This window comes from Paraburkholderia sp. SECH4 (assembly GCF_030511745.1).
Classification (GTDB): domain Bacteria; phylum Pseudomonadota; class Gammaproteobacteria; order Burkholderiales; family Burkholderiaceae; genus Paraburkholderia; species Paraburkholderia madseniana.
This window is the reverse complement of record NZ_JALOCP010000014.1, coordinates 159,831-185,023: the sequence shown is the minus strand read 5'-3', so window position 1 is coordinate 185,023 and position 25,193 is coordinate 159,831. Positions and strand designations below refer to the sequence as shown.

Below are 25,193 nucleotides of genomic sequence, written 5' to 3'. Positions count from 1 at the left end.
TCTTGCGGTGTGCAGTCGAAAAGCTGCTTGGCCGCACCCGTGTCGCTCACGCGCAAGTCTAGTTGTATTGGAGGCAAGCTCAGGTAGTGACCAAGCGCTGCACGCGAAACGGATTCGATCAGTAGAACAATCCACAGTCGGTGGATCACGCAGGTCCGCTGCTCTGTGCGTTAAAGGCACCAGCACCATCATGCCACCGTCGAGCTGATGTCCTTCGCACTCGAACACGCCCGAAGGGCTTCATTGGTGGCCGGCGTGCACGTCCCATCGCCGCAGCGGGCCAGACGCACAGCTTCGTCTCGAGCCGCAAGTCGGCGCGGACGCGCCAGATACTCGTCGAGTACACGATCGATGTAAGAAGCGGTAGTTGTCGAACGAAAGGAGCGGCGTGGCTCATTGGCGCGCCATATCCGGCGTGCAATAGCATATTCCGCGTGAAACCGGTCGCATACTTTTCGCCCGCCTCCGTTTCAGGCCTTCATCGATGGCTGCCGCTGGCTCCTGCGCTTGGACGCGTTGTGCCTGAGCGCGCAGGGTAAGGACAATGCCGCTCACACTGCGCTGCGCTTGCAACTTTGAGCGACTATAAGTTATGAGGCGGATCGTCCCGTGCCACGTGATGAAACTAAAATTGCCCGAGCAGCGCTGTGCCAGAACCCGAAATCTCGCAGAGGATTTGCTACCCAAAAATCATGCACTTTTTCATAACCGATGCTCGTGCAGTCGGCCTCCACCCCAAGTCAAAATACGATCGGCAGGTGGGTTAAATTTGAATCGAAGCGTTCAGTTGTCTCCACTCCGAGGGCGTAATTCCAATTTGCTTTTTCATGGCAACAGTCAGATGACTTTGGCTTGCGAAGCCACATCTTTCAGCAATCGAAAGACAATCAAGTTCGGACCTGAGAAGGAGATCTTTAGCACGGTTTACGCGTTTTTGCATAAGCCAACGATGGGGAGTTACGCCAACCTCCTGGGTAAATGCTCGTCCGAAGTGGCGGCTACTAAGACCAGCGACTGTCGCCATATCGAGAACATCAATCTTTTCTTGCATTTTCTCTTCAACAAACTCAGAAACTCGCTTCAATTTTCTGGGTGAAAGTGCGATTTTGTCCGGGCGGTCGGATACACCAGCGCGCTGCAGGAGTACGCTCAGAATTGTGATGAGCAGACCGTCGGCTAACAAATAGTCGGTATGCCGATAATGTTGCGATGCTTCCCACAGCTTTATCATCAATGATTGTAAAAACGGATCGGACCAAATGTCTTGGGAAAGGGGTATAAATGCTTCTTGCAAATCTACCGGAGTCGACGGTCCGAATACGCGCTTGAGCGTCCCAGTCGGCACGATTAGCAATAGTGCTCGGCGAGCGCATTCCGCTCTCCAATCGCTTTGAATGTTTGGCGGCATGGCAAATATGCTTCCGGGGGTCCAAACGCCACGGGACCAGCCACTGCCAAAGTTCCAGGATGTTTCCCCTGGATTAAGCATTTCGAGGTGCGACGAAATGACCAAATCTGGCACATCCGGATCACAATAGTTGTGAGGACCTAAATCTGTCTGTACCATTTTGCACTGCATCCGGCCAGGCGAAGAACGATGTTCTTGCGGAAATTCGGAATAGGCTGCAACTTTAAAGTAGTCCGCGTAACTTTTCCATTTGGCGCCGTCAATTTTGTGCATGGCATGCTCGTGTCTTTGAGAAATTTGCTGCAGATGCAGGAAATCGCGAAATTCGTAGCATGGGTGCCTGTCGTAGCTAACCCATCTCTTGCAAACAGGTCCCCGGTCATCCGATGTGACAGAATAGATTGGAGATCTGCTGTCCCTAATTTTCGCTATCCCAGGCTTATGCGCTGCCGTGGGTCTCCTCACCCGAATAGAAGAGTGGCTCGAAAATGGGTCCTGTGATTCGATATAGTACGGGCGGTTTGCGCGTCGCACAATCTCGTCAAACTTGAGAGGATGAGTGATGTCCAAGCTCGTCTCCCGGCGGGATTGATCGGTAGGCTTCGTATGGCGTCCGCCTGTTGAAGATATCGCTCCAACGTGTCGGCCGGGGCAAAGATCAGAACAATATTCCTAGGACTGTTGAATGATCTTCGTGTGTCGCGATTGCTCGATTTGCGCGAGCAATCTGAGGACATTTAGTAGGTGTCTATCATGAATAGAATCAACGCGAACCACAAGCACATTTTCCCGTCAAGCTTTTTTGCCGTCTGCAACCTATCTAGATAGACATTCGCGTGCAAAACATGAACTATCGACAACTACGAGGGCTTTGGGGCTGAATGACAGAATTGTCTGCAAGGGGACGTAGTTCGAACTGGCGTTGATTGACACCTCATACAGCAACACCGGCCAGGGGCCGGTGTTGGATCGGTATCCTAGCCGATCGGTGTATGTCAAAGAGCCGACAAGAACCGGAGTGACTTTAAGGATCGTAATGTAAGAGCTACGTGTTCCACGGTCAACGCGGTTCCACAAGTTGACGTAGCCAACCATGTGTGTCGCTGACACGGCCATGCTGGATATCGAGCAGCCTCTGGCGAATTTCCATTGTCGCACTTCCCGGGGTGCCGTCGCCAACTTGGAATTCGTTTCTACGTGACCTCACTGTTCCAATCGGTGTAACAACGGCCGCTGTCCCGCAAGCAAACGATTCTACAATTGTTCCCTTCTGGCAGCCCAGCTTCCACTCTTCTAATGTTACGCGGCGTTCTTCGACGGGGTAACCAAGATCATCTGCGACTTGAAGAAGCGAAGCCCGCGTAACGCCCTTCAGTAAAGAGCCTGTCGGGATCGGTGTGACGAGTTTCTTCTTCCCGTTTTCCTCTAAAACAAAATAAAGGTTCATCCCTCCCATCTCTTCCACTGTTGTGCGATCAATGGCATCCAGCCACACTACCTGATCACAGTCATGTTGCATCGCCTCCTGCTGCGCAAGAAAACTTGCCGCGTAGTTACCCGCACATTTTGCTTCACCCGTACCTCCCCTTACTGCCCGAACATAATCCTCAGAAATCCAGACGGAAACGGGTGACACGCCGTTGGGGAAATATGTTCCAACAGGACAGGCAATTAAGACGAAGGTATAGGTCAACGACGGCCTCGTCGTTAGGCGCGCATCTCGCGAGAACATCGTTGGTCGAAGATAGAGACTTTCGCCAAATTCACTGGGAACCCAATTCTGATCCACTTCGACAAGTTGCCGGATAGATTCCAAGAACAGATCCGACGGTAAAGATGGCATCGCCATACGGCGCGCGCTCGCGGCAAACCTCTCGGCGTTCACGTCGGGGCGAAACGCAGCAATCGACCCGTCCGGTTGAGCATAAGCTTTCAATCCTTCAAAGATAGCCTGGCCGTAATGTAGTACGGAACTCGCCGGATGCATGCTAAAGGTCGACAATGGTTCCACCCGAAAATCATGCCATCCGTTCTCTGGGTCATATTCCCCCGTTACCATATGCTGGGTAAAAACGGCGCCAAAGACGGGGTTAATTCCGGTGCATTCACGACACTCAGATGGAGTTAAGATAGGGCTTGCGAGGTTTCTATATATTTTTACGGTTGATGAAATATTCATTCGATTCCTCTGAATTTAGTTATCCTGATGGTGAAGTGTAATCATCAATTATGAGTAGTTGATTGGTATAGTTGTATTTTTTAATACTGTTGGTCGCAATTCTCTATTTCAATGCGATGGGTTTCATAATTGTTCGGGAAAGCCCACTAAAGGCGGAATGCCCGTAGCGACTAGGTTGCCCGGTTCGAGTCGCATGAAGGGGATCACATCCAAAAATATTCGTGCCTTATGGACTAATGCTCGCTACGATGATGCCGCGCGTTTCTCTTGGCGTTTTCAATTAATATTCCTTTAAACTGGAATTGCCTTCCGCCAAGGTCGCACCTCGACTCTGGCGAAAAGACCCGCGATCGCATAAGGATCATTTCTGGCGAACGACAGCGCTGTGTCGTAATCCGTGAGGTCAATTACAATTAACCCACCAATAGAATTGTCTCCGTCCTTTTGCAAAAAAGGTCCAGCGAATAGTATCTTGTCGAGGTGCGGTTCCAAGTAGAGCAGGTGCTCTGGCCTTGTTTGAGTGCGCAACTCAAAGCTTGCCTCTTTATCTTCACAAAGCACGACAAAATACATACTCTTTCCTATCGTCCGTTCTCTTGTTTTGGAAGGGTACGTCGGATCCTGTAGTACATCCATCGCCCATCCAGCCAATTTTTTCACCCAACGGACACGAAGTCCGTCGCTTCTTGTTTCATACCCGACCTTCATGGGTATGTTTCTGCGTCAAACTCGAGTCCATGAAAACCCGCCTCAGTTCCTCCGATTGTGCCCACTCCGATCCTGCCGGTTTTCCTGATGCACATGCTGATCTGCGGGCCTAGTACGCCGGATTTTCAACGAGGGAGGCGGTTGCGCGCTATCCGCCGGAACGGACAACGTAGGGAGGTCCAGCGCGTGGCGCGGTCGGTCAGATCTGGCGCTCACTCGTGACACGCGCGCAAGGTTTGCATCGCGACGATCTGGCCAAGTTGCTTGCGTCGACCGAAGGCTGATCGCCATCCACCAAGAACACCACCGTCCAAGAGATTCGGTTATCGTCGAGGTACTTCATCGAAGTTCTTGATCGCGCGCCGGCCGTCTCGCCAGACGGACGCATTGTGGCTTTCATGCTGTCGATCCGCGGGCGTGAGGTCGAAGGCGCGGTTACACGTGGCGCACTCGAAGAACACTTTTGACTGCCGTGCAGCGCGGACGCAACGCGCACACATCGGACGTTTGAAAACGGTTGCAACCGCATGGTTGCCCAAAGAAAGTTGCTTGCACGGCCCGACGAACCGCTGCGACTTAACGTCAACTACTTCCTGACCCGGTAACCAACCGTTGGCTGGCGCTACCTGTCGCGTCGATGTGTGTCGGATAAATCCAGAAAAGGCGCGAGCGTTCATGTCATGTCAATTGTTGATAATTTTCTTTTATGCAAAGTTCTTGAACGACTGGGCAGTCGGTCCCGGTCGTGCAAATGCGCGTTTCGACGTCCTAAAAAGGGCACCGCAACGGCAGCAAATTCATCGCGGAATAGTGGGGCTGCGATAACACCCGTTATCACGGCAAAAATCACGAAAACCGGCCTGTGCCGGCAAGGGGGCGCGACCCCGGATTTACGGACCAGTCCTGTTGCCGATCATCTCGGCGAGAACGCGCCTGACGAGATCCCTAGCTGATGTTCCGTAGGGCAAGTGTGCAATGTCCACAACGGTCTGTACGGTCAGCGGATCGTTCCGTGACTGGAGTTCTCGAACTGCCCAGATGACCCGGCGTCGCAGCAATGTGGATCTTGCCTGCCGCACCTCCGCAAGAAGTTCAGGGTCGCACCGTAGTGTATGTCGTGCGCTGCTATAACCAAGTTGTGCGCGCGCCGCCAGTTCAGCGATGGTCAGTCCGGCGGGATACCCCTGCTCGAAAAGCACGGCGTGGAAGGCGTTGCGGAGCGCCTGCACGCGTTGCGTCAGTAGGGACGCAGTTTCCCTTGGGCGCGGTTCCGTCGTACGGGTCGAATCGGGAGACTGGCTACGAGGCGGGCCGGGGTTATATGTTGTCCACTGTTTGTCAAACCACGTCTGGTCCCGCACGCGTGCCCGCAAGCCCGCCGCGCTCTGGATCAGCAGCGTCCACCGGTCTGTGCGTACTCCCTCGCGGCGGCTGTGGTCGGCCATGCATCGCCTGATCGAAGTACGGTCGGCGTTGATCGACGGCGGGGCACTCAAACCCCTGATTCTTGGAAAATGACGCGTCAGCCAGCTCGGATCAAGGAGCCTGAGAACCCAGTAGTGTATGTGCGTTCCGCGCGATGGGGGCGCGCCAGGGCGTGTGCCGGCGTGCTGCAACATGAAAGCCTTCGCCTCGCCCACAGTCGGCGGGGGCCTGGGGCGTCCTCGTCGAGGAGGTCGGTCGGCTTTCCGGCTTCTGTTTGCCAGGGTAGCCACCGCTGTCGAGGGGCGACGTTCAGACAATTCGCGATTGAGCTGAGGCAATTTGAGATTGAGCGCCGCGAACAATGCGCAGACATTCACCGCGCGCATCCCGCCGATGGTCTGGTAATCGGGGAACCACACCCATTTAACATCCGTCGCATGACGCTGTTGCGCTACACGCAATGTTGTGGCGTATTCACCATACGCGTGCTCAACGATTGTCTTGTGCTCGCCGAGTGTTGTCCTGGTTTGAAGAAATGCGTGGACATGCGTCCGGTCGTACACGGGAATGCCAGCTGCCAGCGCATCGCGACTGGTTTCGACCAACCTTAGACGGACATCATCCATCGGGGCTGGAACTCGGGCTGCAGCCAGATCACAGCCGCAGACGCATGCCATCTGGGGCAAAGGGATATGACCTCTCTCGTCTCGCTCAGATCTTCGTCCACACCGCATACACATCGAGAGAAGACAGAGATGGTGTTCGGGACATGTCGTCACATTAGGTAACTGATGGAGACGATGCCAGTAAGGCTCGCCGGTCACCCGGATGTCTTGTGTCAGGCACGCCGGGCAATATCTGATCCCGACTTGGCAACGGTACTGTTGGTTGAAATGGCGAAAACTGTGCACCAACGCTCCATTTGCTCCATAGATCATTGGGAAGTTCTTCGTGCCCGGCAAAGTTCCTTTCCCGCGCGGTGCAGCGTCGAACGCGAGCCAGTAGGGTAAAGTTGTGAGATTAAGGAGCACCTGATCATAGCTTGGCGCACCCAGCGCCTTGACCAAGGTCTCGAGCGCCGGCGTGAAGTCGGGTATATCAAAAACGCTAGTGTCAAGCGGGCCCGCACCTGTCTTCCGGATCAGGGCACGCCACGCGCCTTTTCCGTTATGCAATTCATTGCGTCGAAGCCACGATCCGAGAATTTCGTCCCGGTACGGCGGCAATGTGAAAGGGAGTTGCATGGTTTTGCCACTGAGTTCTGGTAATCATGGTGCCGTAGCTGGCAAGGGCAAAAAAAGATGCAGCGCGATTCCAGCCATATTCTTCGTGCTCGTCGTTTTATCAAGGCCGTGCACTCGCCCTGCCATCAGATCTACATCCCGTCTGTTCCGTGATCAGTGTCGTTGCTCTCCCTTTTCATCGGGCCCGCAAATTGTCGTCTTCCCTGCAGCGATCGGACCGCGTCTTCCTTGCACACCGGACTTCGAATGCGAGCGCGCGGTCCCTCATCAGAGTATTTTTCGCCATCGGCAGTGTGATGCTGGCCAGCCGCGCGAGCCTGGCAACCGTCACCCGCACGCGGGGCCAGTCGTCGAGTGTCGTTTGTAATGCAACACGTAATGCCCTGGCGTGGTGAGCAACAGCCGTCATACTAATCGTCGGCTTCAGGAGTACCGTCTGGTCGCGCGGACGCACAGGGGAATCTGTACGGAACCTGAAATACTCACAACGCTGGCTTTCAAACCATGTGCAGTCTCTCACAGCCGCCCTCCGTCCGGCCACGCTCTGGGCAATCAACCGCCAATGATATGTCCTTGTTCTGTCATTCGATATACCGGCGGTGGCGGATCGGGCAATCCATTTGCGGTCGGTCTGCACCGAGGGAACCGAGGTAAAACGGCTTTGCGGAAAATGCCGGCGAAGCCAGTCAGCATCGAGCAGGCGCAGCACCCAATAGTTCAGGCCGTCTGCTGACGCGCGCTCACTTGGACGGTTTCGTGTGCGCGCCAGCATTGCCCTACGTGCGCTTTCGACAGAGGGAACGGTACGCGGCCTGCCGCAATCCTCACGCTCGCGCTGGACCTCGTCCAGGACCGCCGCGGAACGTTGGGCGACCGAAAGACTGATGTCCATCGCGGCAAGCAGCGCGCAGCAGTCCGGCGCGCGCAGTTGGGAAAAATGATGTGAAAGCGGGAGCCATAACCAGCCATCAGAATCTCGAATCGAATCCGGCAAGCTGCGCGAAAGAGCGGACTGACCGTACGCGTCCTCAATAAAGCGGGCTAACTCACGGGACTGCAAGCGCGATCGGAAGAAATCGCGCATTTGCGAGCGGCTGCAAAGCGGAGCGCGCGCAAGCAGCGCGTCGCGACTGACCAAGGCCAACTTGTACTCGATGTCCATTTCGGCGATTGGAGCGTGCGCTTGGCTCAGCCTCCAGCCGCATTCGCATTGCATTCTCGGTAGAGGAGCGCGACTGGCTCCGTCAGCCAGGTAGCCGCGGCCACAGCGAGGGCAGCAACTCTTCAGGCGGATGCGATGGTCCGGGCAGCATGTCACATTCGGCAACTGATGCGTCCGGTGCCAGTAAGGCTCGCCAAACGTCCGGAAGTCGTCATCCAGACACCGGGGGCAAAACCGGATTCCGACCCGCGCCCTGTATCGCCGCGCCATGGCGGCCACATTTCGCACAATTTCCTTTCGTGTGCCAAGCAAGACATTTAACGTCGTACCGGATAGCTGACCAACTTCGGGTGGCGCGGCATCAAAAGCGAGCCAGTAGGGCAGCGTCGTGAGATCTAGCAGCGCGTGCTCCTCGCCAGCCACGCCGATGCTGCGGAGGAGCGTTGCCAGGCGGGGCGAGTGACCCGGAATGTCGAAAACATTCTCGTCCGAGCGCGATCCATGACCGGCATCGCGCAAGGCGACACGCCACCAACCGTCGCCATTGTGAAGCCGGAGCCGTGAGAGCCACGAGCCGAGAATCTCATCGGGATAGCGAGGAAGCCCGAAAGGTGGAGCAGACACGCAACCTCCGTTTTCAAATGACGGCGCTGTCGTCGGAACCAAATAACAACGACCCAGTTCTTACTCGTATCTCCGCAAAGGATCTTCAACAGGAAAGTTGAAGTCGGGGTCTTTGGTTAGCGCTTGCTTCCCGTTTTTACTTGTTTGAGATTGCTGACTTTCCTTTACGGCTTCAGTGACTTCGTCAAAGTCTTCCTTGACGGACGACTCCGCAGCAGGTTCCGTCTTGATCCGGCGCATGAGGTCCCAATATTCCTTGCCGAAAAGCAGATCGTCGAACCGCTTAAGTGTGGATATTCTCCCACAGCGCAATGACGCGATAGCGGGTTGCAAGATTGCCATGTTGGTGGCCATGGTGCGCTGGAACCCCTGTTCATTCACCTCCTCAACAGTCCCACCGATGGCATTCTGTTGGGTCAGCATGAATGCAAGAACCGCGAACGCAGTATCTCCCGCCGACGCGTCCCACCACGCATTCCGTATACTGTCGGTCAGCCTCTTCTTTTTTTTAACAAACGTGTAATCCCAGTAGGTCTCGCTGAAGTCTTTCCAGAGGGCGCTGTTTCTAGCCATGGGGAGCATGGGCACACATCCGGATGACGCCGACTTTCGTGTATTCCTGACTATGTTGATCAGTACTTTGTCGATGGCGGGTGTCGAAATCAGGAATAGGGATATTCCAAGGCGTTCGACAATTTGGCTGAAGAGATTCAGCAAAAACTCGGCTGTCGGGCCTTGAGCGGCGCTAAGGTTCTGCACGTCGTCAATGACGATCAGCCCGAGCGAGACGGTTGTCGCAACTGTGTGCATGAGTTGGACCATCAGTGCGATCGTGCGAACTGACCTGGCGACCTTGCTGTACTCGGTTTTGCCGAGGATGCGATCTATCTCCTCGAAGAACTGAACGCAAAGCCCCTTCAGAGTGGCATCGTGCGGCACACTCAGGACAATGTAGACAATCTGCACCGCCGCCAGCGGATGATCGCCGTATGCCGTGTGGTCGATGACCTGTGGATAACGGAGGGAAAAAGCATTCCAAAACGTGCTTTTACCCATTCCAGTGATTGCCACCATGATATGTCCCTCCGCGGACGACTTCCAGTCAGACGGGAAAGGCAGGCCGTCAGCGGAGTTGCTGGCTAGTGCGTGTCGTCGTTGGATGTCAATGGCGTTAAGGGGGTTCCGGGCCACGTATGATTCTCGGATAATCTTGGTCAGGTCAAGTGCACTTTCGCCATAGTCCGGAAACGGATAGACGACGTCCGAGAGGGTTGAGAGTTCCATTATCCGGACGATGTCTGATGCTTGTCGAACCTTTCCGGTGGGTGGATCTGGATAGTTGGATAGTTGTAAAAGAAGGGCCTGCTTCGTCTCAGGTAACGGAGGAAGCGCTTCGATGTAGGGGTGGCCGTCAAAACGACGTACGCCGGTCCTCACGTATCGTGCTGGCACCCGTGTAACCGTTTTCATTTCGCCTTCCTATGCTTTCGGATGGCAGCCACCGTTTTCCGCTGTTCTTCACGATAAGCTGACTGCCAGTCTACCCCGGGGGATCGGTGGCTGTCAGCGCCTTCGTCAGTTGGTCCACTGGAATTGTTGTTAGTTAAACGCTCCTTGATATCCGTAGTTTCCCGCTCCCGCGCGTCTTCAGCTTCGCCCTGAATCCGCGAAGCAGGCTTGCGTTTGGCGGGTGAACGGCTCGCTCCGGGGGAGAGCTTCTGGACCCGCTTTCTGCGCGCAGCGGTGTCGGCTTCCGCCCACAGATACGAGTTTGTATCGGACAGGCCTTCTTCCTCGTCTATTGACACACCACGTAGTTCCTCTGCTGATTCCGGTGTCATTTCGAACTTCGGCCACTCCGAATTGACCGTGGGAACATAGACTATGTGAGGGAAGGTCCGGTCGTAACGGACGCTTGTTTTACTCGACCGTTTCGTCGATCGCCCTGCTATGACCATAGCTGCCGAATTGACGGGAAGGTAGCGGCGGTTCAAAAAGTTGCAAACACCGTCTTTAATGTATCCCGTGCCCGATGCCAGCAGCAAGCGTTGGTAATCCGCGTCTGTGAGCGGTGGCGAGTGTCCCCCCCCAAGATTTTTAAGTCCCCAAAGGTACGCTTCCATTGGGATTGGTGGGACCTCTGCCTGCACTAATATCTTCCGTCGTCTCAGTGCGGGATGTGGTCGGTTATTGTGTTGCACGACCTCGTCTATAAGAATGCGGTAGAGTTCCGCAAGTGTATGAACCGCCGCGGTTTGAGCCGTACGAGCGGCTCGTTTTGTTTTCGGGTCAAGAGGCCGATCCTTATATGATCCCTTTAGTCGCCGGCTGGCGTTGCGTCTCTTGAGAACGCCAATCACGCGTTCAACGATGGCTTTGCCATCGGGGCACAAGGGCGGCAAATACGTTAATTCAATGAGGAGGTCATCGGCCGCTGCCTGCTTGGTAGATTCCGCAAGAAAGTCCGAACCCCGATCGAATACCATCACAGCGGTCAATCGTCCATAGGGCCAATCGTCATCCGTGATGTTGACGTTCATCCAGCGAAAACGGTCTTCTCTCGAAGTCATGCAGACAAGCAGCAGGTAGCGTAACTCATCGTATGATGCGGGTTTCAGGGAGACGTAGACTCCTGTTATGAACCGGCTCCACCGGTCGATGGCAATGTATATGATCGGTTTGCCGGCGGCCTTGTCTGACTTACCTCTCTTTACAAGAAATATCCTGCCGCCCGTAGCGTCTATTTCTGTTATCTCTCCAGGGCTAGCCGCCTGCAACGTCCCCTTACTAGAAAGGCGATGCGCCGCGCGCTTCGACTCCGTTACGTCATCAAGCGCTTTTGCCTCTGTGGTGTAGTAGCGGAATTGCCGTAAGGTTACAGGCTCTGAGCGTTCATCCCGGATATAGGCGGCGTATTCTTCCGGGTGGCGGCGCCGAAAGTCGGTCGCTAGATATCTGTCGTGTGCGTACGAAACTGTACTGGTACCGTGTAGACAATACTTTGAGTAAGCGCGAACCATGTCTTCAATGTCATCTGCGGAAACGACGAAATCGTTGACGCCGTATTTTTCGACTTGGACCGATTGCCGCCCGCGCCGGTGCTGGTGCGCTTCGTTATCCTTTTTACCTTGGTTAGGCTTGCTTCCAGTCGGAAGCTGAAGTAGTGCGTATTTTGTGCCTCCGAAGTAGTAGAACCGCAGCACCAGGCGTTTGAGCGTAGTGGCGCTGCACTGCGTGAGCTCAGCATGTTGTGCGATCAGGCTGGAAAACTGTTGCCTGCTGAGGTTGTAAGGGTCTCGGAACTCGACTATCAAAGGCTTCGTTAGATTCCAAAGGTGTTCGAGCGTTTTCCAGGCAATCGAGTCCTTGTCCGGTACGTCAAGTAGGGCAGGCGGGAGGCGAAGTTGGCCCCAGGTTGCATTGGGAATGCTCATTAAGCCGTCAAGTTCGCTAGGCGTGAGTTTCCGAGGCCGGCGTGCGGTTCGCGCTTCGTTGGGCTCTCCGACCCACATTGCGTAAGCACAGTCGTCGAACATATGAGTCAGGCGCAGAAATCGAGTCTGGCCGTTCTCCGTCACGCGCAAAACCATCCCGGGGCGTGGTTTCGAGGTTGAGCTGGATTGAAAGTCACGCATTATTGACCGCGCAGGATCACAGGACAGTTTTTCGCGATCCGTCCTGTCAGAGAGAGGGGGATGCGATGCGACCACGCGCAATACCGGAAAATGTCCAATGCGGTATCAGGCGGGATCCTCAGTACTTTGCGTACCGATTCGACCAGCTCATCGAGAACGAGGTTGTTCTGATAGTGGTCCATGAAAAATTTTGCAAACGTGTCGGCGACCTGGGGATCGGGTACGTACCTGTGGCGGTACCAACCACGTATGAAGCGTAGTGAGTCGAGCACAGTTCTGTCGAGCTTGGAGGTGTCAACCAGACTCCAACCTATGCCATGGTCGTTGCACCACTGCCGTGCCACTTGCTTTAGCCGCTGATTTCTTGCGCTCATTCGACGTGAGTCTGCTGATAGCGCTACGGCTCGAAATTTAAGCCCATCTGGGCCCCTCTCCGTTAGGAGGAAATCGACACAGATCGGCTCTGGAAAAATGTCGTGTTTGGAGTGGGTCACGTCGAACTGGCAGCATAACCGCACGGTGCCGTTGATGTCGAGAATTGGCCAGGATTCTCTGATGTCAACGATCTCTAGCACCCGTTCCAACAGAAAGAAGTAGATCCGGGCGCGTTCGTCGAGAATTTCATAGCGCCGGTCGATGCGTATGCCATGCACGCAGCCAGCCGTGCCCTTGACGCCGGAATTATTAATGGTTCGCCATGGTTTATAAGCGGTAAGCGAACCAACGCCCAAGCCGCGTCGTATGCGGGAACGCAGATACGGCGGATAGAGGGTGGGGTCGGGCGCCCATTCCATAATGGACGAAGAATAGTCAAGAACAGGGAAAAGTCCAGAGATTTGGAAGAAAATCCCATAGTTTTAGGAATTCGACGCCAGATCTTGGGTTGACTATTTCCGAAGCTCGTCTTCACACAGTTCGCCAAAGCTCGAACCGCTCGAAAGGTCGGTCTGGATTCAATCTTCCGCTGAAGGCTAATTGAAAGAAATTGAATGGACCTGATGCACCCGCCAGGCATTGGCCGAGAACCCGGCCAGGTGCCAGACGCGATCGACGCGCGGCGTTATTCCTACTCCGGCCGGCCAATCCGAAGAACGTCACTGGGTTTGCCCTACTGCAAGTGTAGGGGGGTGACCCATCCCAGGCTCCGTCGCTCTTGTTCAGAATCCAGATACGGACTGATGTAACGACGTAACCAGCCCGCATTCGCAGTAGAGCATGACGTCCAGCGCGTATGGCGCTGGCTGACCCCTGGGACGGAGGTCATATGTTCAGTACCCGCGCTTATCACAGCAGTGTTGCCGCGCTGCTGTTCCTGCTATTTGCAGTTCCTTCGTTTGGCCAGTCGTTCCGGGTGCAATGCCCGCCGACCACGCCGGCGCATCCGACGGCGCTGCCGCCCGGTACGGGGGAGCCCGCCTACACCGGGCCGTCCTACACGGGACAGACCTCCACGTCGACCGGCGTCATCAACGGCGCGGTCAAGTGCCAGCAGATCTCGGGCGGCGATGGTTACGCCACGATGGCGAACGGCGTGCAGACCTACCTGTTCGCTTTCGGCCCGTTGTCCGGGCTTGCCGACATCAAGGCCGGTCTTCCTGGCACCGAGTTCGCCTCGGTGTTCAACACCGTCGGCGACCCAAGGTTGGACCCGACCTACAACGGTGCGGTCGGCCTCGTGCCTGATCCGGAATCTGTGCCTCCGGGCCAGTTGACCGGCCACGTCGATCCGCGCCCCATCATGGATATCGGCGTGATGAACGGCAACGAGCCGGCGCCGACGATGGCGATCGACGAGGACGACGAGTTCTTCCTCACGCTGACGAACGTCGGGATGATCATGCGCCCCGACCTGTTCGAGCGGCACACGGTGCACTTCCACGGCTACCCGAACGCATCGTCGTTCTATGACGGCGTGCCGGACGCGTCGGTGGCGATCAACATCGGCGCGAGCTTCACGTACTACTATCTCGCGCCGGATGCCGGCACCTACTTCTGGCACTGCCACATCACACCGCCCGAACACTTGCAGATGGGCATGGTCGGCCAGATCTTCGTGCGGCCTCGCCAGAACCGCGTTCCCGGCGGTGCGTCGCTGTATAGCTCGCTGCTGCTGCAGCAAAAGGATCTGCGTACCGCGTGTGGCAACGACATTCTGTGCACGACACCGCTGCCTCCGGCGAACGGCGTGCTCCACGCGAACAACAAGAGCGGTACGCCGACGCTGTACGCGTACAACGACGGCGACGGTTCGACCGCCTACGACGTCGAGTATCCGGTGCAGATACACGGCTTCGATCCGAACTTCCACTTCATTGGCATGACGTTCAATCCGGAGCCATTCACCGACATGAAGGACAAGCTCTTCATGTTGAACGGACGCAGCTACCCGGACACCGTGAATCCGAACCCGCTGTCGACACAGGTCGCCGATGGCACACCGCACTTTTCGCAACCGCTGCCGACGCTGATCAACATTCCGGCGGGCGGCAGGGCGCTGCTGCGGATCTCGGATCTGGACGTCACTGAGTTTCAGACGCTGGCGTCGCTGGGCATTCCGATGCACGTAGTGGGTGTCAACGCCCGCTTGCTGCGCGACATGTCCGGCAACGACCTGACCTACAACACGAACTCGATCACGTTGGGGGGCGGCGAATCGATCGATGTGATCCTCGACGCCAGCGACACGACGAAATATAAGCCGGGTGCGATCTTTTACCTGTACACGCCGAATCTCGATCACCTGGCCAACGACCAGGAGAACTTTGGCGGCTTGATGACCGAGGTCCACATCTGCAACGCAGTGGACCCGACCAAGAAGTCCTGCACCTAGGAGAAGAGCCGTGGGACACATCAATCACACCACATGGATCGCGAAGCTCGCGCGCTTTGGGCGGCTTGCACGGTTCGGCGCGGCGATGCTCGCCACGCTCGTCTGCATGCACGCGCAAGCCGCCGCGCCCGGCATCACGGGGACGCACTTCGATTTGAGTGCCGAGGCGAACCGTATCACCCAGCCAGACGGCGCGAGCGTTTATTCGTGGGGCTATGGATGCCGCACGGCGCCGTCCGGCTTTTCGCCGTCCACGATCGCGGGCGCGAACTGTCCGAGCATGCAGATTCCCGGTCCGACGCTGATCGTCAAGCAGGGCGACGTCGTCACCGTGACGCTCACCAATAACCTGCCGGCGGCGGCGGGCAACACGTCGATCCTCTTTCCGGGATTCCAGGTCTGCGCCGCGGTGCTGAACCCCGACGGGACCTGTCCTGCCGCGCTCACCGGCTCGCCGGGATTGCTGACCCGCGAGGCTGCCCACGGCAGCACGGTCACGTATAGCTTCGTCGCGGCGACGCCTGGCACGCATGCCTACTACAGCGGCACGCAGGGCGATCTGCAGATCGAGATGGGCCTGTATGGCGCGATCATCGTTTTGCCGACCTCCTCGCCCGGCACGGTTGCGGTGCCTACCGGTTGTCGCGCGGTCGCGGCGACGCTGCCGGACGGGCAGCCGGACTTCCGCAATGCCGGCGCGGCCTATAACCACAGCGCGGCCTGTTACGACCGCGAGTATCTGTTCCAGTTCGCCGAATTGGATCCACGCATCCATGTGCAGGCGGAACAACAGGCGGCGAACGCGTGCACGGCGCCGAACGGCTGCATGACCGTGGAGACGGAGCCCTATCACCCGGCCTATTTCATGGTTAACGGCCGCTCGATGCCGGACGACATGGACCCGAACTACGCGGTGCAGTATCCGCATCAGCCCTACAACGGCAATCCGCACATGCATCCGGGTGAACTGGTGCTGTTGCGGATCATCGGCACCGGCCGCTGGCAGCATCCGTTCCACGAGCACGGCAATCACGTGCGGGTGCTGGCGCGCGATGGAAACATGCTGCTCAGCAAGACGGACCCGACCAAGGTCGCCGGACCGCTGCTGTTCACGACGACCACGACGCCGGGCCTCGCGATGGACGGTATTTTCTACTGGACGGGCAAGGGTCTGAACTGGGATGTCTATGGGCATAAGCCTGGGGACCTGTACACCGATACTGATCCGAAATATGCGGCTTACGTCGGCAAACCGGTCGTCTGCATTCCGGACGTGAACGGCTATTACACGGCCGACCCGCTCGCGCCGAACTACTACGAGTGGTGCGCCGATCACGGCAAGGCGCTCGAAGCGCATCCGTTCGGCAACGTCGGCAGCGGCGGGCCGGTCACCCTGCCGGATTCGCATGTGGTGACCAACGGCTTCTGGTTTGGTGGCAGTCCTTATCTTGGGCCTGACGCGACCATACGCGCCACTGCGCCCACCGGGACCACGCCGCCGAGCGGGACGGTCGCGAATCCACCCGCAACGGAAGCAGGTTTTGCATTCATGTGGCACTCGCATAACGAGCGCGAGATCACTACGAACAACATCTTCCCAGGCGGAATGATGATGATGATGCTCGTCGATCCACAGGTTTTCCTGATTGACGAATCCAATTAGAGGCGGGGAGAAGCGCGATGAGATCCACTCAGTTTAAGGCGACCCTCTTCGCCGTGCTCAAGGCAGGGGTCACAGCGTCCATTCTGCTGACTGCCAGCAGCATATCTTTTGCTCAAGTCGTCAATCTGACGGCGAAGGCGACGACTGCCACGCTGCCCGACGGGCAGGCGGTGCCGATGTGGGGCTACACCTGTACGCCGGCTGCGGTTGCGCCGGCGACCTGTGCGGCGGCAAATCCGGGCGCCGGAGCGAACTGGTCGCCTGTGGTGATCACCGTGCCGCCAGGACCGCTGACGGTCAATCTCACCAATAGCTTGCCCGGTGCCGTGCCGACCTCGCTCGTCGTGGTGGGGCAGTTGGGCGGCGGCCTGGGGACGACGGCGACGAGCATGCCGAGTCCGCCGCATCCGACTCAAACCGCAACAACCTGGCCGATTGCCACCACCGCGAGCGGCGCGACATTCACGCCGCCCGCGCAAGGGCCTCGTGTCCAGTCGTTTGCAACCGAGGTGGCGACCGGCAAGACAACCGCGCTCACCTGGAGCAACCTCAGCCCCGGCACTTATCTGATCGAGTCGGGAACGCATCCGTCGATCCAGGGGCCAATGGGGCTATACGGCGTGCTGGTGGTGAAGGCCCCGGTCGGCGGCACCGTGAGCTGCCCTGTGACGTCGCAGACGTATCAGGCCTATACGAGTCCGGCTATTTGCTACGACGCCGACGTACCGCTTGTGCTGAGCGAAATCGATCCCGTGCAAAACACGGCTGTCGCAGCGGCGGTGACGACGACAGGCTTCAGCGAAACCCTGGCGTGGTCGGGTCAGCCCGGCGGTTGCGGCGATTCGAAGTCGACGGCGTTCGGCACCTGCTATCCGCCGACCGTGAACTACGATCCGCGCTACTACCTGATCAACGGCGTCGCCTTCGACCGCACCAATCCCGGCGGGTCTTCGTTTGCCGCCACCGCGCCTGTTGCGACAGGCCAGGTGCTCGTGCGTTTCGTGAACGCCGGTTTGCGGATGCACGTTCCGTCGATAGTCGGTGCACAAACCGGCAATCCCGTCGCTTCCGGTTTCTCGCTGATCGCCGAAGACGGCAATGTGTTGCCCGGTAACACGCGAGTCCAGTCGGAAGTGTTTCTGGCCGCGGGCAAAACCTACGACGTGATGATCAACGCACCGGCTACAGGCGCAACGGCGCTTCCGGTGTTCGACCGCGAACTGAGCCTGTCTACAAACAATCAGCGTGACGGCGGGATGCAGGCCTATGTCGCCGTCAATGGCGGCGTGCTGCCGACGGCTGGGGCCGCGAATCAGAATGCGATTGCCAATTCCGCTGCCTACTTCTTTGTCCCGGGCACCACGTTGACCGTGTCGGATCCTGCCAAGGGCGTGAAAGCCAAGGACGTGAATGTTTACGGCGTGGAGGTCAAGACGACGACCACCGGCGGCGCGCTGACGCTGAACCCGGATGGCACGTTCGTCTATGTGCCGAATGCCGGTACGACAGCTGACAGCTTTGTGTATCAGGCCAACGGCAATCCCGCGGTATCGGCGACGGTCACGCTGTCAGCCTGCAGCGCCGGCAACGGTTGTCTGTCTGGCCCGCCGGTGGCCAGCAATGGCGCTTACGTCAGCAACATCGCGTCGCGGCTGCAAATCGGCGCGCCCGGCGTGCTGGCCAATGCCTCGGATCCGAAGGGGCTGCCGCTTACCGCGGCGATTTCGGGTGCTGTGACAGGCGGGACCGTCACGCTGAATCCAGACGGATCGTTCACCGCGATTCCGACGACGCCGCCGGTCGGCAGCACTGCGACTGCCACCATGACGTTCAAATACACGGCAAAGAATTCGCAGAACACGTCGAGCACCGCCGCGACCGTGATGGTGACGTTCAAGGGCGGCAGCGGACTTATCGTCAAGCCGCTGGACGCGCCGAGCGCGGCGCCGGGCAAGACCGCGGTTCAGCTTGCCGACTACCGCTGGATCATCGAGGAAGACCGTACCTTCCAGATCGATCCCGCATGCCAGACGACCGCGACAACGCGCCCGGCTACGTGCCCGCCGCTGCCGGTTCCCAGCCTCGGCGCAAATTTCCACACCAGCTACATGCCGGTGGTGGCAGCAGGTTGTGTCGGCAAGGTCGCCTGCGAGTCGGGGCAAACGGTATATGACCCGGCGAGCAACTCGCACTTGCCGGCCGTGTGCGATATCGGCAACGGCGTGTGCCGCACTACGGCTGCGCAACAGGTGCCGGTCAATCCGAGCCAGGTGGCGCTCGATCCGAAGAAGCACTACTACATCTCGATCTTGCCCGGGGACGCCGGTAACAGCTTTGGGAACGGTGCGGGCTTGCCGCAACCGGTTAATCCGGCGAACCCGACCGGGCCGCAGAGACAGTTCGACATTTCCAAAGACTGCCCGTCGGGTCCCGCCGGCGCGGATTTTGCGCCGGGCACGGGTAAGTGCGGCCACACCATGGGTGGCGCCCCGATCGCGCCCGGACAGACCAGCGTCAACGTGCTGTTGCAGGAGACGCCGATGGCGACCGCGAAGGTCTCGGTGTTTGTCTTCGAAGACGACGCACCGGTGAATGGCGAAGTGGACGTCAGTGGCGGTACCGACACGTTCGGCTCGGCGCGCGAACCAGGACTTGGCGGATTCGAAATCAAGCTCTGGGACGACGCGGGCGGCACCGGCGACCCAACCGGACAGATGACGTACGACATGTTCAACATGCCGCTGTCCAATTCCTTGCAGGGGACCATCGATCCGGTCACGGGGCTCAATGCCTGCCCGATTTCGACGGCGACCGACGGAATTGTCGGCATGGTCCCGACGTGTCCGAAATTCGAGTCGGACGGCAAGACGTTGTCGCCGCTCGTCGGCCAGGCCATCATTGCCAACCTGATGCCAGGCCGGTACGGCGTCGTCGCGACGCCGGCAGCCGACCGGATCGGCAGGGGAGAGGAATGGCTGCAGACGAACACGCTGGACGGACAGAAGGCACACGACGCGTTCGTCAAGGTGGGTGGGCCGGCGTACTTCCAGGAGTTCGGGCCGGCAGGCTTTCACGTGGCGGTCGGCTTTGCCAATCCGAAAATCATCAATGCTCGCCTGCCGCTCCTTTGCGCAGGTGCGACGTGCACAAGCGGGCTCAAGGGCAGGGTAACGAACCTGCACTACAGCCGTCCGCCGAACGAGAATCTGTATGGCGCCGGCTCGCGTACCTCGCTGAGTTTCACGCAGTGCTATGTCAGCGTCGGCGATCCGGACGGCGAGGATATGGCGTTCACCAAGTGCAACGCCGACGGGACGTTCAGCTTTAGCGGCTTGCCCGCAGGCACGTTCAGAATCACGATCTTCGATCAATGGAACGATCAGATCGTCGACGGGCTCGCGACTGCGGTGCAACTGGCGACCGGCCAGACTGTGGATGTCGGGGATCTTTCGGTGCTCCAATGGCACACGAATCTCTACACCCGGACGTTCATGGACACGACCGGCTCCGGCGTCTCGCAGACGAGTTCGCCAGGGCTCCCGCTGGTTCCGACCAATATCCGCTTCCGCGACGGCAGCTATTCGAACTTCAACAACACGGACCTGAACGGCTATGCGTCGTTTAACGAAGTGTTCCCGCTGTTCAACTGGTACGTCGTCGACACCGACGAAACCCGCTTCAAGCAGACTGGCGTCCATGTGGTCTACGACGCCGGCGGCCCGCCCGACGGCACACCCGGAGGCGGCACCTCGACCATTGCGGCCAATTACGCCAACACCCTGGAATCCGCGACGGCGCACCTGCCCACGAACCTCCGGGTACCGGGCGCGGTGTATTGCAACGACGCGGACTGCAAGGACCGTACGGGTTCGAATCCTTCGACCGGCAGAGTCGATCCGCCGTGGGTGACCACGATGGGTTGGCAGGGCTTCTCGGGGCAGAGTTCCTTTATCGAGTTCGGCAAGGCGCAGTTTGGCGCGACTGAAAACGGCGGCATCCGGGGCGAAGTCATCTATGCTTCGACGCGGCCGTTCGACGATCCTTCGCTGCTGATCCACACAAAGTGGACGCCGGACGTGCCGAACGTCACGGTGAACCTGTATCAGGAGGGCGTCGCGGCGGACGGCACGACCAGCCTGACGCTGGTGGACACGACGAAGACCGCCAGCTGGGATGACTGGGCGCAGGGCTTCCGCTCCGACGGCGTGCCGAACATGAACTGTCCGGGACAGGAGGCCACTGACCCGTTCTTCTTCACGTTGAAGGACACCCCGCAATGGCTCGACGCCCAGAAGCGTGCGTTGCCGGCGCATTCGCAGTTCAAGTGCTACGACGGCATGCACGCGTTCAACCAGTTGCAGCCCGCGCCGTACGACGGCATGTACAAATTCCCCAGCGTGACGGGCCGGAGTACGACGACCGGCAAGCCGACCGCGACGAACTGCACGGTCTGTGTGGCCAATCCTTCGGGCGACGGTACGCAGATGCTGCCTGCCGGCAAGTACGTGGTCGAAGTGATCGTGCCGCCGGGCTACGAACTGGTGAAGGAGGAAGACAAGAACATCCTGATCGGCGACAACTATATTGCGCCGGTCACGCAGCAGTTCGCCGGTATCGGCGCCATCTTCATCCTGCCCGACCAGGCTGCGGTGAACTCCACCTATAACCGGAACAATCCGCAGAATCCGACCCAGGACCTGGGCTCCACCACCTACTCGCGGGGCGAGGGCGACACGGGCAGCATCGAAACCTCCTGGCCTTGCGTCGGTGAGCTGCGCATCGTGCCCGACTACATCAGCTTGTTCCCGGGTTCGCAGGAAGTCGCGCCGTTCGCGGGCGCCTCCCGGCACCTGTGCGACCGCAAGGAAGTTAACCTGACGAGCCAGTCTACAGTGCTGACGAAGTTCTGGATCTTCAGTTCGACGCACGTGGCCGCGCACTACACCGGCTTCATGCTGGATGACTTCTCTTCGGAGTTCGATCCGTATTCGCCGCAATTCGGTGAAAAGTTTGCGGTGCCGAACGTGCCGATCTCGATGAAGGATTTCGCCGGCAACGAAGTCGCTCGCACATATACGGATCAATGGGGCATCTTCAACGGCTTGAACTATTCGACCTGGCAGGTCAACCCGCCGAACCCCACCGGCTATGCGCCGACGATGATGGTCGCCTGCATGAACGATCCTGATATGCCCGATCCGGCGCATCCTGGCCAGACGATTCGCGATCCTCTGTTTAACACGGCATACAGCCAGTTCTGTTACGAGATTCCGTTCATGCCTGGACAGACCCAGTACATGGATACGCCAGTGGTGCCGGTCTCGGCCTTCGCGGAGGGCTACAACCAGCCTGACTGCGCGTACCCGGATGCCACGCCGGCGATCTCCAGCGTAACGGGCGACTCGCTCGGCGCCGGCGCGGGACCCTGGGTGAGCGCTGCCACCCGCACGCTGACCATCAACGCTCAGGGCAACCAGCAGGTGCCGAACCATGCCTACACGGGTCCTGCCGCGACCACGGCGCCGTTCAATCAGAAGTTCCTGACGCGTCACTATGGCTTTGGCAGCCGGCCTTCGACATGCCCGGCCATCGGCCCGTGCAAGAACGCCACGATCGGCGGTGTTCCGATGAACAATGTTTCATGGAGCGACACCACGATCACAGGCCAGGTGCCCATCCTGGTCGGCTCGCAGTCGAGCTGCACGATCCAGCAGCGTGGCGTGCTGAATCCCACGTCCTGCGGTGAACTCGTCATCACGGCGGCCAACGGCAAGCGCTCGATCGACACGGTCACGGTCACGATCGGTGGCAAGATGCCAACCTACGTGAATGGCGAGAACGCCACCAGCAACGCGATTCAGACCGCGATCGATAAGGCGACCCCGGGCGACATGATCGTCGTCGGTCCGGGCGTCTATAACGAAATGCTGCTGATGTGGAAGCCGGTCCGGTTGCAAGGTGTCGGTGCGACGGCGGTAACCGTCAACGCGAACACCCACCCGTCGGGCAAGATGGACCCGTGGCGCAGGCAGGTGGGCTGTCTCTTCGGCGACGCTTTGAACGGCGGCCTGATCTCGGCGAGCAATCCGTACGATCCGACCGGCACGTATTCCTGTTCGCCCACGATGCAGCGCAAGGTGGATGCGATACCGTTCGAACCCGCTTCCGGATGGGATTTCAACCTCAACGGCAATCTCTCTGAACTGCTGATCGAGCCGACGCTGATGGGCGCATATGAAGGTGCGGCCATTACCGTGCTCGCCAAGGGCGTGAGGGACGTGACGGTGGGCGGCGTGACGCAACCCGACCCGAACTGCACCGCGAACGGCATTTGCACGCCGCTCACGGGCCCGACCCTGCTTCAGCCGAACCCGCCGGATTGCATGAACAACCCGAGCAACTTCCTGTGCAATCCGTCGCGTATCGACGGCATGACCTTCACCAACAGCTCGCAAGGCGGCGGAGGGATCTTCCTGCACGGCTGGAATCATTACACGGAGGTCTCGAACAACCGTGTCTTCGCCAACGCAGGAACGCTCACAGGCGGCATCACGGTAGGTCAGGTCGAAACCGCCGAAGCGACCATCGCCGCGAATGGTGTGACGGAGTTGCCGTTCCTGCTCAACCAGCATGTGAACATTCACAACAACGCGGTGACGTCGAATGCTTCGTACGGCGACGAAATCAACTCGACTACGCCTTCGTCGGCGGGCGGCGTGACCTTCTGCACCGGTGCCGACTACTATCACTTCAACTACAACTGGGTCTGCGGCAACATCAGTGCCGGTGACGGCGGCGGGGTCGCGCACTTCGGGTTCAGCTATAACGGCGACATCTCGCACAACTGGGTGTTGTTCAACCAGAGCAACAACCCGACGCTGCCCACGTACGGTGGCGGCATCATCGCCCAGGGCGTACCGCCTGACGGCACGTTCTGCGAGAACGCGACGGTGGACATCGACTGCGCGCCTGAGCTTTCGGATGGCGTTGGCCCGGGCCTCATGATCGACGGCAATCTGATTGTCGGCAACACGGCGGAAAGCGGCAAGGGTGGTGGGTTGCGGCTGCAGAGCGTCAACGGCACAGACGTGCAACGCAGTCCGAACAACTCGAGCGCGTGGTATCAGGTTCGCGTGACCAACAACATCATCGCGAACAACGTGGCCGGGTGGGCAGGAGGCGGTGTTTCGCTGCAGGATGCGGTGGCCGTGAGCTTCATCAACAACACGGTGGTTTCCAACGACTCGACGGCGTCCGCTGGCGTGCTGTTCAACACGTCCGCGGCCACGCAGGCCAACGTCGGGCCGCCGAACTGCACGACGGTGGGATCGGAAACGACGTGCCCGCCGATCACGACGTCGGTGTTCGAGCCGGCTGGGCTGGAGACCGCGCGCCACACGGGGAACTTCATCGTCGCGTTCACCAATCCGAGCGTGGCGTGTCCGGCGGGGTTGCCCAACTGCACGACGTTCTCGAACCCGGTGCTGACCAATAATGTGTTCTGGCAGAACCGCACGTTCTATATCACCGTGGGAGGAAAGAATCCGAACATCGCGGGCCTGCAGAACGCGGTTACGTTGAACCCATCGTTGAATCAGGCAGGCAAGGCGACGGGCTTCTGCGATCCGAACGCAGTCTATTGGGACATCGGCGCGTTCGGCGACACCTCGGCCAGCAACCGTCAGCCAGGTTTGACGATGAGCCCGAAGTACTCAATCCTGACGGATGCCGGCGACTACCCGGGGGCGAACAACAGCAATCTGAATCCGGGGGTGGTGCACCAGTACTGCAACGGTGCGCGTGTGCCGCCGGAAGCGGGCGGAATCGGCATCACGGTGCCCCCGGGCATTGCGGATACGGTTCTTCCGAATCCGCTGTTCACCCTGCTGCCGTCGGCGACGCCGGATGAAGGCAACAACTGGATCAACATGTCGTACGGTCCGCTGTCGCTGTTCAACGAAGCGCTCACGACGGGCATGACCGGCTATAACGTGGTGCTGGGCAACTACTCGATCACGCCCGCTTCGCCGGCGGTCAATCACGGCACGTCAGCCGGTGCGCCGAATCATGACATCTTCGGCACGTCGAGGCCGCAGCCGCAGGGCGGCGGATACGACATCGGCGCGGTCGAGGTCGTGCAGCCAGGCTTGTTGGGCGGCACCCCTCCGCCGATCGATCCGCTCGCATTGGGTGGCTCGTCGACGGGTGGTCTGCTCGGGCTGTTCCAGTTAGTGGCGCCGAAACTGCCCGTCGTGACGCCACCGGTGCCGCCGCTGACCCCGGCGCAGACGCTGCCTGCGGTCATACGGTGAGGG

At 58.8% G+C, this 25,193-nt stretch carries 11 protein-coding genes and 1 pseudogene; 3 read left to right on the top strand and 9 right to left on the bottom strand.

Features of this window, described 5'->3' with window-relative positions; translation table 11 throughout:
• Positions 1–763 precede the first annotated feature (763 nt).
• From M0D67_RS20520 to M0D67_RS20485, 9 genes and pseudogenes are all read right to left on the bottom strand, one after another.
• Positions 764–1,681 (bottom strand): helix-turn-helix domain-containing protein, encoded by a 918-nt coding sequence (locus M0D67_RS20520; protein ID WP_266239528.1) that lies wholly within the window; start codon positions 1,679–1,681, stop codon positions 764–766.
• Positions 1,682–2,468: 787 nt separating this feature from the next.
• Positions 2,469–3,587, bottom strand: a complete 1,119-nt coding sequence (locus M0D67_RS20515; protein ID WP_266239527.1) for a branched-chain amino acid aminotransferase — start codon at positions 3,585–3,587, stop codon at positions 2,469–2,471.
• 291 nt (positions 3,588–3,878) lie between these two features.
• Positions 3,879–4,295, bottom strand: coding sequence for a YciI family protein (locus M0D67_RS20510; protein ID WP_266239526.1), 417 nt, complete (start codon positions 4,293–4,295; stop codon positions 3,879–3,881).
• 890 nt (positions 4,296–5,185) lie between these two features.
• Positions 5,186–6,346: a hypothetical protein gene (locus tag M0D67_RS20505; RefSeq protein WP_266239525.1), complete on the bottom strand. Its 1,161-nt coding sequence runs from the start codon at positions 6,344–6,346 to the stop codon at positions 5,186–5,188.
• Between the two features lie 135 nt (positions 6,347–6,481).
• A pseudogene (locus tag M0D67_RS42110) lies at positions 6,482–6,964 on the bottom strand (TniQ family protein); the annotation flags it as partial.
• Between the two features lie 175 nt (positions 6,965–7,139).
• Entirely contained in the window at positions 7,140–8,750 is a 1,611-nt protein-coding gene (locus M0D67_RS20500; RefSeq protein WP_266239524.1) for a TniQ family protein, read from the bottom strand.
• A gap of 60 nt (positions 8,751–8,810) precedes the next feature.
• Positions 8,811–10,220: an ATP-binding protein gene (locus M0D67_RS20495; protein WP_266239523.1), complete on the bottom strand. Its 1,410-nt coding sequence runs from the start codon at positions 10,218–10,220 to the stop codon at positions 8,811–8,813.
• Positions 10,217–12,184 carry a hypothetical protein gene (locus tag M0D67_RS20490; RefSeq protein WP_266239522.1) on the bottom strand — a complete coding sequence of 656 codons (1,968 nt, stop codon included), beginning with the start codon at positions 12,182–12,184 and terminating at the stop codon, positions 10,217–10,219. The genes M0D67_RS20495 and M0D67_RS20490 overlap by 4 nt, the downstream gene beginning before the upstream one ends.
• A gap of 200 nt (positions 12,185–12,384) precedes the next feature.
• Complete coding sequence (locus M0D67_RS20485; protein WP_266239521.1) at positions 12,385–13,116, bottom strand: TnsA endonuclease N-terminal domain-containing protein; 732 nt, start codon at positions 13,114–13,116, stop codon at positions 12,385–12,387.
• A gap of 533 nt (positions 13,117–13,649) precedes the next feature.
• Here M0D67_RS20485 and M0D67_RS20480 point away from each other — a divergent pair.
• The 3 genes from M0D67_RS20480 (at position 13,650) to M0D67_RS20470 (ending at position 25,190) form a co-directional block, all read left to right on the top strand.
• Complete coding sequence (locus tag M0D67_RS20480; protein WP_266239520.1) at positions 13,650–15,215, top strand: multicopper oxidase family protein; 1,566 nt, start codon at positions 13,650–13,652, stop codon at positions 15,213–15,215.
• Between the two features lie 85 nt (positions 15,216–15,300).
• Entirely contained in the window at positions 15,301–16,878 is a 1,578-nt protein-coding gene (locus M0D67_RS20475) for a multicopper oxidase family protein (protein WP_266239541.1), read from the top strand.
• Positions 16,879–16,895: 17 nt separating this feature from the next.
• Complete coding sequence (locus tag M0D67_RS20470; RefSeq protein WP_266239519.1) at positions 16,896–25,190, top strand: Ig-like domain-containing protein; 8,295 nt, start codon at positions 16,896–16,898, stop codon at positions 25,188–25,190.
• The last annotated feature ends 3 nt before the right edge of the window (positions 25,191–25,193 follow it).